Origin of the sequence: Kineosporia succinea, assembly GCF_030811555.1 — a bacterium.
GTDB lineage: Bacteria > Actinomycetota > Actinomycetes > Actinomycetales > Kineosporiaceae > Kineosporia > Kineosporia succinea.
Genome location: NZ_JAUSQZ010000001.1, coordinates 329,393 through 346,025 on the forward strand (window position 1 = coordinate 329,393; position 16,633 = coordinate 346,025).

Genomic DNA, 16,633 nt, shown 5'->3' on the forward strand with positions numbered 1-16,633 from the left:
CATGAAGAGGTCCCCTCGGCGGGGACCCGTCCCGATCCGGAGGTCGCCGCCCGTGCCTCACCCGTCCGGTCCCCCGTCGTTCGCGCGGGCCGCGCTGGCCGCCGCCGGGATCGCCTCGCTCGGCACCCTTCCGCTGCAGCTGCTGAGCAACCAGTCGGTGCTCATCCGCGGCGACCTGCACTTCGGCGAGGCGCAGCAGGGCCTGCTGGTCTCGGCCGCCTTCGGCATCGGGGCCCTGGTGTCGGTGGCGGTCAACCGGTTCGGGGAGAAGTACGGACGACGTCCGCTCACCCTGATCGCGGCGGCGGCCACGCTCTCCTGTGCCCTGGGCATCGCCCTGCTCGCCCGGTCGTACCCGGCGCTGCTGCTGTTCGTGCTGGTCGGCGGGATCGGGCAGGCCGGGCTGACCACGGCCGCGAACTTCAGCCTGTCCGAGACCGTGGCCCCCGGACGGCAGGGGCTCGGCTTCGGCGTGAAGCAGTCCGCGCCCCCGGCCGCCGCGCTCATCGCCGGGCTGGCCGTGCCCGCCGTCGGCCTGTGGCTGGGCTGGCGCTGGACCTACGGAGCCCTGGCCCTCGCCGCGGTCGTGCTGCTCGTGGCCGCGACCCGCATCCCCCGCACCGCCCCGAATCCCGGCACCGCCCCGAATCCCGGCGCCGCCGCGTCCCCCGTTCGCCCCCACGCGACCTCGCCCAGGACGCCCGGGCCGACCACCACGTCCCCCATCGGCCGCACCGACACCAGCCTCACCCAGGTGACCGACACCCCGGACACCGCCCCGCGCGGCGCCCTGCTGCTGACCGCCGCGGCCATGCTCACCGCGAACGGCGCGGCCATGGCCCTGATCGCGTTTCTGCCGCAGTGGGCGCACGTTTCGGGCATGCCCACCTCGGTGGCCGGCTTCTTCGTGGCCTCGTGCAGCGCGCTCGCGATCGCCGGGCGACTGCTCGTCGGCGCCTCCGCCGACCGTCGTCAGGGCCGCAACCTGCCCGTCGTGACCACGCAGATGGCGGTGGGCGCGATCGGCATGCTGCTGCTCGCGCTGGGCACCGGACCGGCCGTGGTGGTGGGCGGCCTCGTGGCGTTCGCGCTGGGCTGGTCGTGGCCCGGATTGCTGATCTTCGCCGTGGTGCGCCTGGGGCGCGACCGCCCGAACAGCGCCGCCGCCGTGGTGCAGGCGGGGGCGTTCGCGGGCGGGGCGTTCGGCCCGCTGATCTTCGGGCTGGTCGCGGGATCGGCCGGCTACCCGGCGGCGTGGTTCGGCATGGCCGCCGGCATGGCCCTCGGCGCGCTCATGCTCGCGCTGGCCCGGCGGATGTTCGTGGCCGACCTGAAGCTGCGCCCGGTCGTGCGCACCGCCTGACCCGGGCTCGCGGCAGTCCTCGGGCGGGACGCCCGAAATCCTGGACCGCCTCACGAAGCCGGCCGACCGGGACACACTTTCGCGGCCCGTTTCCTCGGGACCCGACCCGATCGCCGGTGAGGAGTGATCCCAGGGCCCCGACGCGTCCATCATTGACCGCTCGGTGGCCCGCACAACGAAGAACCCCCGGCCGCGAACGGGCCGGGGGTTCTTCGTGCGCTTCAGAGCGGGAGATCAGTCCAGGTAGTCGCGCAGCACCTGGGAGCGGCTCGGGTGACGGAGCTTCGACATCGTCTTGCTCTCGATCTGCCGGATGCGCTCGCGGGTGACGCCGTAGACCTTGCCGATCTCGTCGAGCGTCTTCGGCTGGCCGTCGGTGAGACCGAAGCGCATGGAGACCACGCCGGCCTCACGCTCGGACAGGGTGTCGAGCACCGAGTGCAGCTGTTCCTGCAGCAGCGTGAACGACACCGCGTCGGCCGGGACGACCGCCTCGGAGTCTTCGATCAGGTCACCGAACTCGCTGTCACCGTCTTCACCGAGCGGCGTGTGCAGCGAGATCGGCTCGCGGCCGTACTTCTGGACCTCGATGACCTTCTCGGGGGTCATGTCGAGTTCCTTGGCCAGCTCCTCCGGGGTGGGCTCGCGACCCAGGTCCTGGAGCATCTGACGCTGCACACGGGCCAGCTTGTTGATGACCTCGACCATGTGCACCGGGATACGGATGGTGCGGGCCTGGTCGGCCATGGCGCGGGTGATGGCCTGACGGATCCACCAGGTGGCGTACGTGGAGAACTTGTAGCCCTTGGTGTAGTCGAACTTCTCGACCGCGCGGATCAGACCCAGGTTGCCTTCCTGGATCAGGTCCAGGAACTGCATGCCACGGCCGGTGTACCGCTTGGCCAGCGACACGACCAGACGCAGGTTGGCCTCGAGCAGGTGGTTCTTGGCGCGACGGCCGTCTTCCGCGATCCACTGCATCTCGCGGCGGTTCTTCGGCTCCATCTTCTCGCCGGAGTTGAGCTGCTCCTCGGCGAAGAGACCGGCCTCGATGCGCTTGGCGAGCTCGACCTCCTGCTCGGCGTTGAGCAGCGCGACCTTACCGATCTGCTTCAGGTAGTCCTTGATCGGGTCGGCGGTCGCACCCGCCGTCATGACCTGCTGGGCCGGAGCGTCGTCGTCGTCGTTGTTGGAGAGGACGAACGCGCCCTCCTCCTCCTTCTTCGGCACGACCGGCGCGACCGGGGCGGCGGCGTCCTTGGCCGCGACCTCGGGCGTCTCCTCGGAGTCGTCGGAGGCGTCATCGGTCGAGTCGTCGCTCTCCTCGACCTCGACCTCCTCGATGTCCTCGTCGGAGATCTCGACGTCTTCGAGCTCGCCGTCCTCGTCGCCCTCGGAGTCGTCCTTCGGCTTACCGGTGGTGGCCTTCTTCGCCGCGGCCTTCTTGGCCGTGGTCTTCTTGGCCGGCTTCGGCTTGGCCGCAGCGGGCGTGGCCTCGGTGCCGTCGGCAGCGGCCGGAGCCGTGGTGGTCGTGGTGACGGTCTTCGTGACCGTCGCCTTGGCCGGGGTCTTGGCGGTGGCCGACGAGACCCGGGAGACGGTCGCGGCAGCGGCGCGACGCGAGGTCTTCGCCTCCTGCGGCACCTCGATCACGACCCCCGCGTCGTCGAGAGCACGGAGGACCGGGCGCATGCGCGCCATCGGGACGGCCGCCTCCTCGCAGGCGACCCGCACGGCGGCAGCGTCGACCGAGCCCCGTGTGGCACCGACACGGAGCAGCTCTTGGAGTGCGGGGTGACCGAACTCGGGCGGGAGAGGCCGGGGGGACGGAACCGACGACACGGACTACCTTTCGTCGTGAGCGTATGCGGGCTCGGGTGAACCAGCTGCGCTGTCTACTACGGCTTGGAACTACGTCTGATGAGTGAGTGGGCGACCCAGATACTCAACGCAGGAAGGGCCCTGATGATGCCCGGTTAGCGTCGGTGATGTTGGGGGTCAAGCCCAGTCAACTGTTCATTGTTGCACACCTACAGGCAGGATGGCGAAACCTACCGCGTCATCCAGGGTAAGCCCTCGTGGCCCGCTGACCACGTGAATGACCCGAGGTGGCTCACCTGTGACGTGTCTGTGACTACTTCCCGTTCACCGGGGAGTCACCCTTTGGCCGCCTTCGCCGCCGCCTTGGCGGACTTCTTGAACTCCCGCACCTTCAGCAGCGAGTCGTCGTCGACGACGTCGGCCACCGAGCGGAAGCCCTCCAGGCCGTAGTCGCCGGCCGCCTTCTGCCAGCCGTCGGGCGCGACGCCCTTCTGCTTGGCGAGCAGCGCGACGAAGATCTTCGCCTTCTGCGGGCCGTAGCCGGGCAGGGCGTTCAGCCGTTTGTACAGCTCGGCGCCGGTGGTGACGCCCCGCCAGATCTTCTCGGTGTCGCCGTCGTAGTGCTCGACCACGGCGCGGGCCAGGTCCTGCACCCGGGCACCCATCGACGTGGGGAAGCGGTGCACGGCGGGCGGACCACTCATGATCTCGGTGAACTGCTCCGGATCGGCCTCGGCGACGACCTTGGGGTCGAGCCCGTCGGTGCCCAGCCGGTCGGCGATCAGGCGCGGGCCGGCGAAGGCCTTCTCCATCGGGATCTGCTGGTCGAGCAGCATGCCGGCGAGCAGGGCGAACGGGTCGCGGCCGAGCAGCTCGTCGGCGGCCTCGGCCTGCGCCAGGCGGATCGGGGCGTCGTTCACCGGATGCCCTGGCGCTCGTCGGCGCTGTTCACGCTGAGCGTGTAGACCTCGCCGTCGTGACCGGAGTCGTCGAGAACGGCGCGGGCGTCGACCTTCACCGCGAGCACCGGGCAGGACGAGTCGAGCAGGATGCGCTGGGCGCTGCCGCCCAGGATGCGCTTGCCCACGCCGGTGCGGCGGCGCAGCCCGATGACGATCAGGTCGGCGCCGGTCTCCTCGGCCACGGCCAGCACGTCGTCGGCGGGCTCGTAGGCCCCCTCGATCCAGCGGGTCTCGAAAACGTCGTCGGTCAGGCCCAGCTCGCCGCAGATGCGGCGGACCTCGGCCTCCGACTCGACCGGCGCCGCCCGGCGTTCGCCGTAGACCTCGCCCTGCTGCTGGTCGGAACCGACCACGATCAAGCGGGTGCCCCGTACGCGGCACTCCTCGACGGCACGGCGAAGCGCCGCCCGGCCCTCGGTGGTGGGCACAAATCCGACCAGTACTGGCATAGGAAACCTCCTGCCTGGGACGTTACCCCACCGGACACGTACGGGGCACCGGCAACGTACGGTGATCCCCATGGCCGGCGGTGATGGCAACGACTGGGTGCTCTGTGGGTGTGGCCATCGGCACTGGGGCCGCCACGGTGCGGCCGGCCTGGCTCTGGTGCGGGCTGGTGCTCGTCCCACCGTGCTCCTGCAGCTGCGTGCTGCGTGGACGCACGAGGGTGGTACGTGGGGTCTGGTGGGTGGCGCGCGCGACAGTCACGAGACTGTAGCGGAGGCCGCGCTGCGGGAGGCCGCGGAAGAGGCCGAGATCGACCCGGCGCTGGTCACGGTCGCGCGGGAGCTGGTCGGGACCGATCACGGCGACTGGTCGTACACCTACGTCATCGGGCTGGCCGGGCCCGGGCTGACGGTCGCCGACGCCACCGCCGAGAGCGACGCGCTGGAGTGGGTCGACCTCGACGCCGTGGCCGGGCGGGCGCTGCACTCGGCCTTCGGGGACACCTGGCCGGTGCTGCACAAGGCGATCCTGGAAGTGCTGGAGGGCTGATCGGCGCGCGCTCGCCGTTTGCCCCGGCCTTGTTGCCCCGGCCTGTTGCCCCGGCCTGTTGCCCTGGCCTGTTGCCCCGGCCTGGCTCTGGGCTTGTTCTGGCTTGGTGTTCTGGTTTCGTTCGGGTTGAGGACGTGCCGGCCGGTTGGGCGCCCGGGCTCGCCTTTCGAACCTGCTTGCGGACGCCTCGGTCGCCCTGCGGGCCTCGGTCACCTCGCGCGCCTTTGGTCGCCCCGCGCGCCTCGGTCGCCCCGCGCGCCTTTGGTCGCCCCGCGCGCCTCGGTCGCCCCGCGCTCCCCGCGTGCCTCGGTCGCCTCGGGTGAAGACCTCCCTCTTACCCAGGGGTGACCTGCACGCGTCGGGTTCGGGCCGTCGTTCTCCGCCCTTAATTGCGGACGCGCCGGTCGATTTGGCGCCCTCGCTCGCCTTTCGCTCGCTCTCTGCTTGAGGACGTCCGGTCACCTCGAGCGCGAACCGGCACCTTCCGCCCTACCGTCCCTGCGAGGCGCTCCTGCCCGCTTCCGTGCTCAGTGGGCGGCGAGCGCGTGCTGGGCGGGCTCGCCGAGCAGGTCGACGAGGATCTCGCCGACCCGTTCGACCTCGACCAGGAAACCGTCGTGCCCGTACGGCGAGTCGATGACCCGCAGCGGCGCACAGTCGGGGATGCCGGCGGCGATCTCGGCGTTCTGCTCGGGGGTGTAGAGCCGGTCGCTGGAGATGGCCGCGATCGCGCTGCGGGCGGTGACGCGGCCCAGCGCGGCGGCCACACCGCCGCGGCCCCGGCCGACGTCGTGCGAGTTCATCGTCTCGGTGAGGCGCAGGTACGAGTTGGCGTCGAACCGGTGGGTGAGCTTGTTCGCGTGGTGGTCGAGGTAGGACTCGACCGCGAAGCGCCCTCCCCCACCGAGCGGGTTCTCGCCCTGCTGCGGGAGCCGCCCGAAACGCAGGTTGATCTCCGCCTCGGAGCGGTAGGTGGTGTGGGCGATGCGCCGGGCCACGCCGAGGCCGTTGTGCGGGCCCTGGCCGGGGGCGGCGTCGTAGTAGTCGCCGCCGTTGAAATTGGCGTCGCAGCGGATCGCCATGAGCTGCGCGGAGCACCAGGCGATCTGGTCGCCGGTGGCGGCCGCGGTGGAGGCCAGCACCAGGAGTCGTTCGACGCGGTCGGGCGCCATGATCGCCCACTCCAGGGCGCGCATGCCGCCCATCGACCCGCCGACCACGAGGGCCCAGTTGTCGATGCCGAGGACCTCGGTGAGCGCCAGCTCGGCGTTCACCTGGTCGCGAACCGTGAGATACGGGAACCGGCTGCCGTAGGGACGCCCCTCGGGTGAGGACGGGTCGGGGCTGGACGGGCCCGTGCTGCCCTGGCAGCCGCCGAGCACGTTCGGGGCCACGACGAACCAGCGGTCGGTGTCGAGCTCGCGGCCCGGCCCGATCAGGCCGTTCCACCAGCCCGGCGTGGGATGGCCGGGACCGGCGTCACCGGTGACGTGACTGTCGCCGGTGAGGGCGTGCAGGACCAGCACCGCGTTGTCGCCCGAGGGTGAGAGCGTGCCCCAGGTCTCGTAGGCCATTTCGACGTTCTCGAGGCGGCCGGCGCGTTCGAGCGAGACGTCACCGATGCGGGCGAAGCGGCGGCCCCCCGCGGGGTCCCCGGCCCGCCAGGCACCGGATGCCGGCGGCGTGGCGGGCACGGAAACCTCCTGCGTAATCAATGGATTCAGCTGACCTTAACCGCCCGGAACCCGGCCTCGAGGTCGGCGAGGATGTCCGCGACGTTCTCCAGGCCGACGGACAGCCGCACCAGCCCCGGCGTGACACCGGTGACCAGCTGCTCCTCGGGGGTGAGCTGGCTGTGGGTGGTGCTGGCCGGGTGGATGACCAGGCTGCGCACGTCGCCGATGTTCGCGACCAGGCTGTGCAGCTCGAGCGCGTCGACGAAGGCACGCCCCGCGTCCACCCCGCCGCGGATCTCGAACGCCACGATGGCGCCCGCTCCCTTCGGCGCGTACTTCTGCCCGAGCTCGTACCAGGGGCTGCTGGGCAGGCCGGCGTAGGCCACCGACTCCACCTCGTCGCGGCCCTGCAGCCAGGTGGCCACGGCCTGGGCGTTCTGCACGTGGCGCTCGACGCGCAGGCTGAGCGTCTCCAGGCCCTGGGCGATGAGCCAGGCGTTGAAGGGTGACGCGGCCGGGCCGAGGTCGCGCAGCAGCTGGACGCGCGCCTTGAGGATGTAGGACAGGTTCGCCCCGAGCGCGCTGCCGACGCCGAGGTCCCGCCCGTAGACCAGGCCGTGGTAGCTCGGGTCGGGCTGGTTGAAGCCCGGGAACCGCTCGGGGTCGGCCGTGTAGTCGAACCGGCCGCCGTCGACGATCACACCGGCGATCGCCCCGCCGTGCCCGCCCAGGTACTTGGTGGCCGAGTGCACGACCACGTCGGCACCCCACTCCAGCGGCCGGATCAGGTAGGGCGTGCCGACCGTGTTGTCGACGATCAGCGGCACCCCGGCCTCGTGCGCCACCCCGGCGACGCCCTCGATGTCGAGCACGTCCTGCTTGGGGTTGGAGATCGTCTCGCCGAAGAACGCCTTGGTGTTCGGGCGCACCGCGGCCCGCCAGGAGGCCAGGTCGTCGGGGTTCTCCACGAAACTGACCTGGATGCCCAGTTTCGGGAACGTGTAGTGGAACAGGTTGTAGGTGCCGCCGTAGAGGCTCGGGCTGGCCACGATGTGGTCGCCGGCCTCGGCCACGTTGAGCAGTGCGAGGGTCTCGGCGGACTGGCCGGACGCCACCAGCAGCGCGCCCACACCGCCCTCGAGGCTGGCCAGACGCTGCTCAACCACGTCGGTCGTGGGGTTGTTGAGCCGGGTGTAGATGTTCCCGAACTCCTTGAGCCCGAACAGGTTCGCCGCGTGCTCGGTGTCCTTGAACACGTACGACGTGGTCTGGTAGATCGGCAGCGCCCGCGCGCCGGTCACCGGGTCGGGGGTCTGACCGGCGTGGATCTGCCGGGTCTCGAACGACCAGCCGTCACTCATCCGTGTACCTCCAAGCTCAGGGGCACAGGTGGCAGACCCGTGCCCTGGCGGGCACGCAGGCCCGCCGGCATCGAGACGGGTCGACTGGCGTCGACCGCGCTTGCTGTCGCCGCAGCGACAACCTGGTCATCACCCGGGGCACCCCACCGCGGAACGAGGGTTGCCGACCAGCAAGCCGGGGCTTGTCGCTGGTACTCATGACCTGGATCTGCACAGTAATTGAGCGAACGCGGGTTGGCACGTGCCGTCTCAGAATCTGGACCCACCCGCCGGGCACGCGTGATCAACGTCATTTCCCCGCCTTCCCGCCCTCGACCTGGGCCGTCGTCGTGCTGGTCATCCGCCCTGCCGGTCGCCCGGCAGCTCCACCCACGGCGGTGCCGTGCCGGTGATGCAGAGCATCTCGACCAGCTCGGCCAGCCTCGGCAGGGCGCCCGGCAGGTCCGGGCTCTCCTCGCGCACCCGTTCCATCAGCAGCCGGGTGCGCACGCCGTTGCCCCGGTACCAGGCCAGCAGAGCGAGCACGGTCAGCACCGGCCCCCGCTCAGCCGCCGTGCTGCGCCGGGCCAGGGCGGCCAGCACTTCCTCGCCCCGGTTCAGCAGCACCCGGTCGGGCTTCTCGCTGAACAGTTCCTCCCAGTGGTCGGACAGGTTCGGCGCCGCCCGGCCCGCCAGCAGCTGACCGAGCAGCCGTTGACGCAACTCTCCCGGTGCCGCGGCCAGCCGCACGAAGATCGCGTCGCGCAGGAACGGGTCGTTCAGCGACCTCACCTGCAGCTCGTCGGAACTCCAGCCCTCGGCGTGGCCCAGCAGCGCGCTCCACGTGCGCCACCAGAGGCGCCGGGCCCGCTCACCGATGTCGGCCGGCCCGGCCTGGGCACCGCCGCTCTCACCCTCCACCCCGAGGTCGTGCTCCCGCGAGCCACCGGCTCGCGTCGGCGAAGCCCCCGGATCGTCGGTGGCGCGCCCGATGTCGGCGATCATGTCCTCCTCGCTCGCCGCGAGCTGGTCGCCGCGCAGCACGTGGGCGACGGCGACCCGGCTCGTCTCCACCTGGCTCAGCGGCCGGCCCGACGACGGGCAGCACGACTCGTCGGGGCAGCGCAGCGACCGGAACCCCGTCGGCGTGATGCCGATGACGTCGTACAGCCACAGCCCGGCCTTCAGCATGCGGTGGGGCAGCGCCCGGATCACCGCCGGGGGCGGCACGGACAGCGCGTCGTGCGTGGCGACGAGCGCGACCACCCGGGGCGGGAGATCCTCGTCGGGATCGGGCGGGAGATCGCCGGACACCCAGTTGTCGTGCACCGGCCGCCCGAAGTGCCCGGGTGGTGGCGGCTCGCCCTCCGGCTCGGGCGGAACCCCGAACATGGCGGCGGCCGGGCCTTTCAGCGCATCGATCGCCGAGTCGAGCACCTGGACCACCCCGGCCGGCCCCAGCCAGGCCGGGGTCAGATCGACCCGCAGCATCGAGCCGACCCGCCCGCGCGAGCCGTGCAGCGAGACGAGCACCAGGCTGTTGAGCGGCCGGAAGCCGAGGGTGTACCAGACGGCCGCGATCAGGTCGGCGGGCCCGGCTTCGTTCACGGTGAGGTCGGAGGACATGCCTCGAGACTGGCCGCGCCCACCTCCCCGGAACCGGCTCCGCAGGCCCTCTGTGGACAACCCGGGGTTCCTGCCGGGTTGTGGAAAGCCTGGGTGTGGAAGGTCGGGTTGGGGAAGGGCTGGGTGCGGAAGGTCGCGTCGGGGAAGGTCCGTCAGAAGTCGCGGAAGCAGGGGCCGCCCGAGAGCTCGGCGAGACCCCGCCGGTCACCGACCTCGAACCCGTGGGTGTGCGACTGCGCGGTGGGCGTGCGGTACATCAGCTCCCCCGGGTCGTCGACGTGGTCCAGGCCGATGACGTGCCCGAACTCGTGCAGCACCACGGCGTCGATGCGTTCCTGCCCGTCGGCCCAGGTCGCCACCTCGGAGAGGTGCTCGGCGTTGAGGTAGACCACACCGCTGACGTAGCGCCGCGAACCGGGGCCGGAGCCCGTCACCGTGTCCGGGCCGCCCAGACCGGCGTAGCCCTTCATGTGCGGGTACTCGGCCGGGTCGGTCCACGCCACCAGCACCGGTGACCAGCGCTCGCCGTAGCGCTCGCGGTTCTGGGACGGCCGGTCGACCGTGGGCGGTTCCGCGGTGGTGCCGTCGTAGGTGAACCGCAGGCCGGTGATCCGCTCCACCTCGGCAACGGCCCGCTCGACCGCCAGCTGCCCACCGGGTGGGGCTCCCTGCGTCCGCACCACGTAGTGCACCGGCCGGCAGGGGTCCCAGCGAACCGGCTCGCCGGAGCCGTCGTCCTGGTACTCCAGCAGCTTGAAGCCGCCGGTGCCGGAGGGCGCGGGTGCCGGTGAGGCCAGCGGCCCGCTCGCGACGTCCTGGGGCAGGGCCGGATGTGTCGCGTCACCGCCACCCCGCATCCAGCGCCCGGTCGGGTCGGAGGCGAAGAGCAGCGACAGCGCGAACATCAGCACCAGGCCGAAGGCGAGCGTGGCCGTCAGGAGGGTGATGGTGCGTGGCGCGCCGGACGGGGCCAGGGCACCCGCCGACGGCTCCCGACGGGCCGTGTCCATACCCCTCAGGTCGTCCGGCACCGCCGGGGACTAGAGGGGTCGAAAGGGTGGAAGGCCGGTCGACGGGAAGGATCACACGGCGGCGAACCGCGAGGAGCCCGAAAAAACCTGCTGCCCGGTGACAACCGATCCGGCCCTTCGGGCGTGCTTTTCGGTATGGACGCCCTAACCGACCATCGCGGAGTCGCCGCCCGCGCGTTTGGCCGCGTACATCGCCTCGTCCGCGCGGCGCAGCCATTCCTGGTCCTCGATCGGCGCCGTGCGCACCGCCACCCCGATGCTGGCGCTGACCCGCGAGGCCGACGACTGCGGGCAGTTGCGGATCGTCTCCAGCAGCCGGTCGGCCAGGGCCACGGCACGGGTCTCGTTCAGGGCCGCGATCACCACGAACTCGTCGCCGCCCCAGCGGGCCACCACGTCTTCCAGCCGGGCGGCCGTGCGCAGGGCCGTGGAGACCTCGCGCAGCACCACGTCCCCGGCGAGGTGCCCCTGCGTGTCGTTGACCTCCTTGAACCCGTCGAGGTCGATGAGCAGCAGCGCCACCGGCTCCCCCACGGTCATCGAGGCGGCCTCGGAGATGGCGTCCGCCCCACCACGCCGGTTCACCAGGTTGGTCAGCGGGTCGAGCCGGGCGGCCCGGGCCAGCACGCGCCGCTCGTCGGCGCCGCGCAACAGGTCGACGCGGGCCCGGAAGAGAGCGTCGAGCAGGGTGGAGGTCTCGTCCTCCCGGCGCCCCGCCAGGGTCAGGTACTCGACCGTGCCACTGCCCGGGTCGGCGATCGAGGGGTGCTCGGCGAGCGCCACCTCATAGGCGAGCACCTGCCGCTCGGAGTCGACCACGTGGTCGCGCACCACGGCCAGGGCCCGGGCCCCGACCGCCGCGCCCTCGGCGGCCCGGCCCAGCCGGCTGAGCGAGCGCACCACGCCGATCGCCCAGAACACCTGGGCGGAAGCGGCTTCGGGCCCGCGTTCGAGCACGCCCGGGATGCCGGTCAGGCTCGCCAGGGCCCGGGCGGGGTCACCGGTCATGGCCTCGGCCAGGGCGGTGAGCACCTGGCACTCCAGGTCGACCACCCGATAGGTGAACCCGGCATCGGCTGCCGCGGCCCGGGTGATGGTGGCGACGGCTTCGTCGAGCTGCTCGCGGCCGGGTCCGAAGGGCGGGCGGTGAGCGGCGCGCACGCCGCGCTCGGCCTGCTCGAACGCCAGGTTGCTGAGCCGGGAGACCAGCTGGTGCCGGGGCAGGTGCTGCTCGACGGTGTCGAGGCGGCGCTGGATCTCGTGGGCGCCCTCGCGCACCCCGATCATGCGGTGCGCGACGATCAGGGCGGCCAGGGCGACCTGCACCTCGGGGTCACGCAGGTCGTCGAGTGCGCCGGCGGCGGCCGCGGCGTGGGCCAGCTGCTCGACGGCCTGCTCGAGCTGACCCTCGCGGCGCAGCAGCTCCACGAGCAGCGCCCGGGCCTGCACGGCGCCGGCGACGAGGCCGGCGCGGCGGCACAGCGCGATCAACTCGCGGGCGACCATGACCGCGATCGAGGTCTCGCCGAGCGTCATCAGGCACAGGGCTTGCACGTAGAGAGCGGCCGCGTGGGCGCGCGGCGCCTGCTCGGGCGTCACCGCCGGCAGGGCCTGCTCGACCTCGGCCAGCACGTCCTCGGCGAAGCCGTCCTGGGCACGCACGACCCAGTCCTGCCGGGCCTCGAGCACGGCGTCGGGGCTCCACCGCACGTGAGCCCCGCGGCCGGCCCCGGCGAGCGGAACCAGCCCCGTGCCGAACATCGGCGGGGCGTGACGTGCGTGGTGGGCGTCGGAGGAACTGATGGGGCCCACCTCCTGGTTCGGTGTCTCGTGCGGATCGTCGGTGCCCGCACGCCACGCACAGTGCGACGTACCGGGCGTTCCGTAGTATTCCGCTCACGGCTGTGCGGCGCTTCCCACCACGCCGATGTTTCGGCACCGAGCGCCAGAATTGGTCCGCACCCGCCGATAAACGACAAAGTATTCGTACGGGTTTCATCCGGGCCAAGAGTTCACTTGAGACTATTGTCACGATTCGCTACCGACCCGCTGCGGCACGTGTCCGGGCCAACGGCCTGGTCTGAGATGAGCCCAAGGTCCCCGGATAGGGTTGACACCACATTGCCGTCCGCTTTGCACGGGAGCAGAACCATGTCCGTACGTCGCGTCGCACTGCTCACCGCGGGGGGTCTGGCCCCTTGCCTCTCCTCCGCCGTCGGCGGCCTGATCGAGCGCTACACCGAGATCGCACCCGAGGTCGAGATCATCGGCTACCGCAGCGGTTACGCCGGCCTGCTCGGCGGCGACCACATCGTCGTGACCCCCGAGATCCGCGAGAAGGCCCATCTGCTGCACCAGTTCGGCGGCAGCCCGATCGGCAACAGCCGGGTCAAGCTCACCAACGTGGCCGACTGCGTGAAGCGCGGCCTGGTGCAGGAGGGCCAGGACCCGCTGAAGGTCGCCGCGGAGCAGCTGACCAAGGACGGCGTCGACGTGCTGCACACGATCGGGGGCGACGACACCAACACCACCGCCGCCGACCTGGCCGCCTACCTGCACGAGAACGGTTACGAGCTGACGGTCGTCGGCCTCCCGAAGACCATCGACAACGACGTGGTCCCGATCCGCCAGAGCCTGGGCGCGTGGACGGCAGCGGAGCAGGGCGCGATCTACGCCCGCAACATCGTGGCCGAGCACTCCTCGAACGAGCGCATGCTCGTCGTGCACGAGGTCATGGGCCGCAACTGCGGCTGGCTCACCGCCGCCACCGCGGCCAAGTACCACGAGTGGGTCGGCGAGCAGAAGTACGCCGGTTTCGGCAACGACCCGCGCGCCTGGGACGTGCACGCGGTGTTCGTGCCCGAGCTGTCGGTCGACCTGACGGCCGAGGCCGACCGTCTGCGCAAGCAGATGGACGAGGTGGGCGCCGTGAACATCTTCCTGTCCGAAGGTGCGGGGATCGACTCGATCGTCGAGGAGCTCATCGCCCGCGGCGAGGAGCCCGAGCGCGACCCGTTCGGCCACGTGAAGATCGACACGATCAACCCGGGCCAGTGGTTCGCCAAGCAGTTCGCCGAGAAGGTGGGCGCCAACAAGGTGCTCGTGCAGAAGAGCGGCTACTTCTCCCGCTCCGCCGCCGCCAACGCCGACGACCTGCGCCTGATCAAGGGCTGCGTCGACCTGGCCGTGCAGAGCGCCCTCGAGGGTGTCAGTGGCGTCGTCGGCCACGACGAGGAGCAGGGCAACCGGCTGCGCGCCATCGAGTTCCCCCGGATCAAGGGCGGCAAGCCGTTCGACACCGAGCAGGCGTGGTTCGGCGAACTGCTGGAGTCCATCGGTCAGAGCAAGGGCGAGAAGGTCACCGCGAGCCACTGATCAGAGGCGAGGTGCGCCGCCGCTAGATTTCCCGTGCTCGACAACGGACGTCGATGCAACCCTCGCCGGTTCTACCGCGTTAGAGAACCGGTGGGGGTTGTACCCACCCGCACGGAAGCTAGGGGGTCCCATGGACGTCATCCGGTTCGTCCTCAATGTGCTCTGGTTCGTCTTCGCCGGGTTCTGGCTCGCGCTCGGATACGCGCTCGCCGGCCTGCTCATGTTCGTCCTGATCATCACGATCCCGTTCGGCATCGCCTCGTTCCGGCTGGCCGGGTTCGTGCTCTGGCCGTTCGGCCGCACGATCGTCCCGCAGCACGACGCGGGCACCCCGTCGCTGATCGGCAACGTCCTCTGGTTCGTGCTCGCCGGTCTGTGGATCGCGATCGGGCACGTCGTCACCGGCGTCACGCTCTGCCTCACCATCGTCGGCATCCCGTTCGGCTGGGCCAACATCAAGCTCGCCCTGGTGGCGCTGGCCCCGCTCGGCAAGGAGGTCGTCCCCTCCGACTCGCCCCGGGCCCTGCCCGTCGCCTGGACCTGATCAGGAACCTTCGACCTGATCAGGAGCCCCGGCCCTGATCAGGAACCCAGGCCCCGATCAGGAACCCAGGCCCCGATCAGGAACCTCGGCCCCGATCAGGAGCCCTGGCCCCGATCACGAAACCCGGACCTGCTCGCGAAACCATCAGCGATTTGGCCGGACAGCCCACCATGCACAACGCTTCTCGTCATGTCTGCAACTCTGCTCGCCCGCGACCTGGCCGCCGGTCACGGTGACCGTCAGCTGTTCAGCGGCCTCGACCTGGTCGTCGCCCCCGGTGACGTGGTCGGCCTGGTCGGGGCGAACGGCGCGGGCAAGTCCACGCTCCTGAAGATCCTGGCCGGGCTGGACGACGCCGAGCACGGCAAGGTGTCGCTCAGCCCGGAGCAGGCCACGGTCGGCTACCTGCCGCAGGAGCACGAGCGTCGCCCCGACGAGACCGTGCTCGAGTTCCTGTCCCGGCGCTGCGGCATCACCACTGCCCAGGCCGAACTCGACGCCGCCACCGAGGAACTCGCGAACGGCGGTGACGGTGACGCCTACTCGGTGGCGCTCGACCGCTGGCTCGCGCTGGGCGCCGCCGACTTCGACGAGCGCGCCGAACAGGTCACCGACGAGATCGGCCTGCGCACCGGGCTGGTCGACGGGCTGCAGACGCACATGGTCTCGTTGTCGGGAGGCCAGGCGGCCCGTGCCGGCCTGGCCTCGCTGCTGCTCAGCCGCTATGACGTGATCCTGCTCGACGAGCCCACGAACGACCTCGACCTGGCCGGGCTCGACCGGCTGGAGCAATTCGTGACGCAGCTGCGCTCGGGGGTCGTGGTGGTCAGTCACGACCGGGAGTTCCTGACCCGCACCGTGACCCGCGTGGTCGAGCTCGACCTGGCCCAGCAGCAAGTCAGTGTGTACGGCGGTGGCTACGAGGCCTATCTCGAAGAGCGTGAGGTGGCCCGCCGGCACGCCCGCGAGGCCTACGACGACTACGCCGACACCAAGGCCGGCCTCGAGGAACGCGGTCGCACACAGCGCAACTGGATGGCGCAGGGGGTGCGCAACGCCCGGCGCAAGGCTCCCGACAACGACAAGATCGGCGCCGCCCACCGGGCCGAGTCATCGGAGAAACAGGCCGCGAAGGCCCGCCAGACCCAGCGGATGATCGAGCGTCTCGACGTGGTCGAGGAACCCCGCAAGGAATGGAAGCTCCAGTTCGAGATCGCCACCGCGGCCCGTTCGGGGGCGGTGGTGGCGACACTGGACGCGGCGGTCGCCACCCGGGGTCAGTTCCGTCTCGGTCCGGTCACCCTGCAGATCGACTGGGCCGACCGGATCGCGATCACCGGCCCCAACGGCTCCGGCAAGACCACCCTGCTGTCCATGCTTCTGGGACGCGTCGAGCCCAGCAGCGGACGCGCGGCCCTCGGGTCGGGCGTCGTGGTCGGGGAGATCGACCAGGCCCGCTCGGCGTTCACCGGTGACGTCACCGTCGCCCAGGCGCTCGGGGCGCAGGTACCGGACTGGCCCGACGCCGACGTGCGCACGCTGCTGGCCAAGTTCGGGCTCGGGCAGCGGCACGTGGCGCGTCCGGCCGGCACCCTCTCCCCCGGCGAGCGCACCCGGGCCGGCCTGGCGCTGCTTCAGGCCCGCGGGGTGAACCTGCTGGTGCTCGACGAGCCGACGAACCACCTCGACCTGCCCGCGATCGAGCAGCTCGAGCAGGCACTGGAGTCGTTCAACGGCACGCTGCTGCTGGTCTCGCACGACCGGCGCATGCTCGAGGCGGTGCGGGTGAACCGGCGTTTCGCGGTGTCGGCGAAGGACGGCGTGGGCACGGTCACCGAAGGCTGAGCCGCTGGTGACTGAGTGCGCGGGACGTGCGTGCAGGGTGTAGCGCTTCAAGTC

General features: G+C 71.3%; 13 protein-coding genes and 1 riboswitch. Of the genes, 5 read left to right on the forward strand and 8 right to left on the reverse strand.

The features are described from left to right. Positions 1-52 precede the first annotated feature (52 nt). The gene (locus J2S57_RS01530) at positions 53-1,363 is read left to right on the forward strand and encodes an MFS transporter (protein WP_307237328.1); all 1,311 of its coding nucleotides are present in this window, start codon (positions 53-55) and stop codon (positions 1,361-1,363) included. 234 nt (positions 1,364-1,597) lie between these two features. Here the strand turns inward: J2S57_RS01530 and J2S57_RS01535 are convergent, their stop codons facing one another. The 3 genes from J2S57_RS01535 to J2S57_RS01545 form a co-directional block, all read right to left on the reverse strand. Beyond that, positions 1,598-3,205, reverse strand: a complete 1,608-nt coding sequence (locus J2S57_RS01535) for an RNA polymerase sigma factor (RefSeq protein WP_307237331.1) — start codon at positions 3,203-3,205, stop codon at positions 1,598-1,600. Positions 3,206-3,519: 314 nt separating this feature from the next. Beyond that, on the reverse strand, positions 3,520-4,104 hold the full coding sequence (locus J2S57_RS01540) for an HhH-GPD-type base excision DNA repair protein (protein ID WP_307237334.1): 585 nt from the start codon (positions 4,102-4,104) through the stop codon (positions 3,520-3,522). Further along, positions 4,101-4,595 carry a universal stress protein gene (locus J2S57_RS01545; RefSeq protein ID WP_307237337.1) on the reverse strand — a complete coding sequence of 165 codons (495 nt, stop codon included), beginning with the start codon at positions 4,593-4,595 and terminating at the stop codon, positions 4,101-4,103. Before J2S57_RS01545 ends, J2S57_RS01540 begins: the two co-directional genes overlap by 4 nt. A 70-nt stretch (positions 4,596-4,665) precedes the next feature. On the opposite strand from J2S57_RS01545, the gene J2S57_RS01550 reads away from it, so the two are divergent. Beyond that, positions 4,666-5,142: an NUDIX domain-containing protein gene (locus J2S57_RS01550; RefSeq protein ID WP_307237340.1), complete on the forward strand. Its 477-nt coding sequence runs from the start codon at positions 4,666-4,668 to the stop codon at positions 5,140-5,142. A 527-nt stretch (positions 5,143-5,669) separates the two neighbouring features. Here the strand turns inward: J2S57_RS01550 and metX are convergent. The 5 genes from metX to J2S57_RS01575 all read right to left on the reverse strand — a co-directional run bounded on the left by metX (position 5,670) and on the right by J2S57_RS01575 (position 12,627). Then, positions 5,670-6,836, reverse strand: a complete 1,167-nt coding sequence (gene metX, locus J2S57_RS01555; RefSeq protein ID WP_307237343.1) for a homoserine O-acetyltransferase MetX — start codon at positions 6,834-6,836, stop codon at positions 5,670-5,672. A 26-nt stretch (positions 6,837-6,862) separates the two neighbouring features. Beyond that, entirely contained in the window at positions 6,863-8,179 is a 1,317-nt protein-coding gene (locus J2S57_RS01560; protein WP_307237346.1) for a bifunctional o-acetylhomoserine/o-acetylserine sulfhydrylase, read from the reverse strand. A gap of 91 nt (positions 8,180-8,270) precedes the next feature. Further along, a riboswitch (SAM riboswitch) is annotated at positions 8,271-8,382 on the reverse strand. 133 nt (positions 8,383-8,515) lie between these two features. Next, entirely contained in the window at positions 8,516-9,784 is a 1,269-nt protein-coding gene (locus J2S57_RS01565) for a DUF4192 domain-containing protein (RefSeq protein WP_307237349.1), read from the reverse strand. Between the two features lie 152 nt (positions 9,785-9,936). Then, positions 9,937-10,794, reverse strand: a complete 858-nt coding sequence (locus J2S57_RS01570; RefSeq protein ID WP_307237351.1) for a matrixin family metalloprotease — start codon at positions 10,792-10,794, stop codon at positions 9,937-9,939. A gap of 165 nt (positions 10,795-10,959) precedes the next feature. After that, a complete protein-coding gene (locus J2S57_RS01575) occupies positions 10,960-12,627 on the reverse strand; it encodes a GGDEF domain-containing protein (RefSeq protein ID WP_307237354.1) in 1,668 nt (555 codons plus the stop codon). A 339-nt stretch (positions 12,628-12,966) separates the two neighbouring features. On the opposite strand from J2S57_RS01575, the gene J2S57_RS01580 reads away from it, so the two are divergent. The 3 genes from J2S57_RS01580 (at position 12,967) to J2S57_RS01590 (ending at position 16,579) form a co-directional block, all read left to right on the forward strand. After that, positions 12,967-14,190, forward strand: a complete 1,224-nt coding sequence (locus J2S57_RS01580) for a pyrophosphate--fructose-6-phosphate 1-phosphotransferase (protein WP_307237357.1) — start codon at positions 12,967-12,969, stop codon at positions 14,188-14,190. Between the two features lie 130 nt (positions 14,191-14,320). Next, the gene (locus J2S57_RS01585; protein WP_307237360.1) at positions 14,321-14,734 is read left to right on the forward strand and encodes a YccF domain-containing protein; all 414 of its coding nucleotides are present in this window, start codon (positions 14,321-14,323) and stop codon (positions 14,732-14,734) included. A gap of 189 nt (positions 14,735-14,923) precedes the next feature. Then, positions 14,924-16,579 (forward strand): ABC-F family ATP-binding cassette domain-containing protein, encoded by a 1,656-nt coding sequence (locus tag J2S57_RS01590; protein ID WP_307237363.1) that lies wholly within the window; start codon positions 14,924-14,926, stop codon positions 16,577-16,579. The last annotated feature ends 54 nt before the right edge of the window (positions 16,580-16,633 follow it).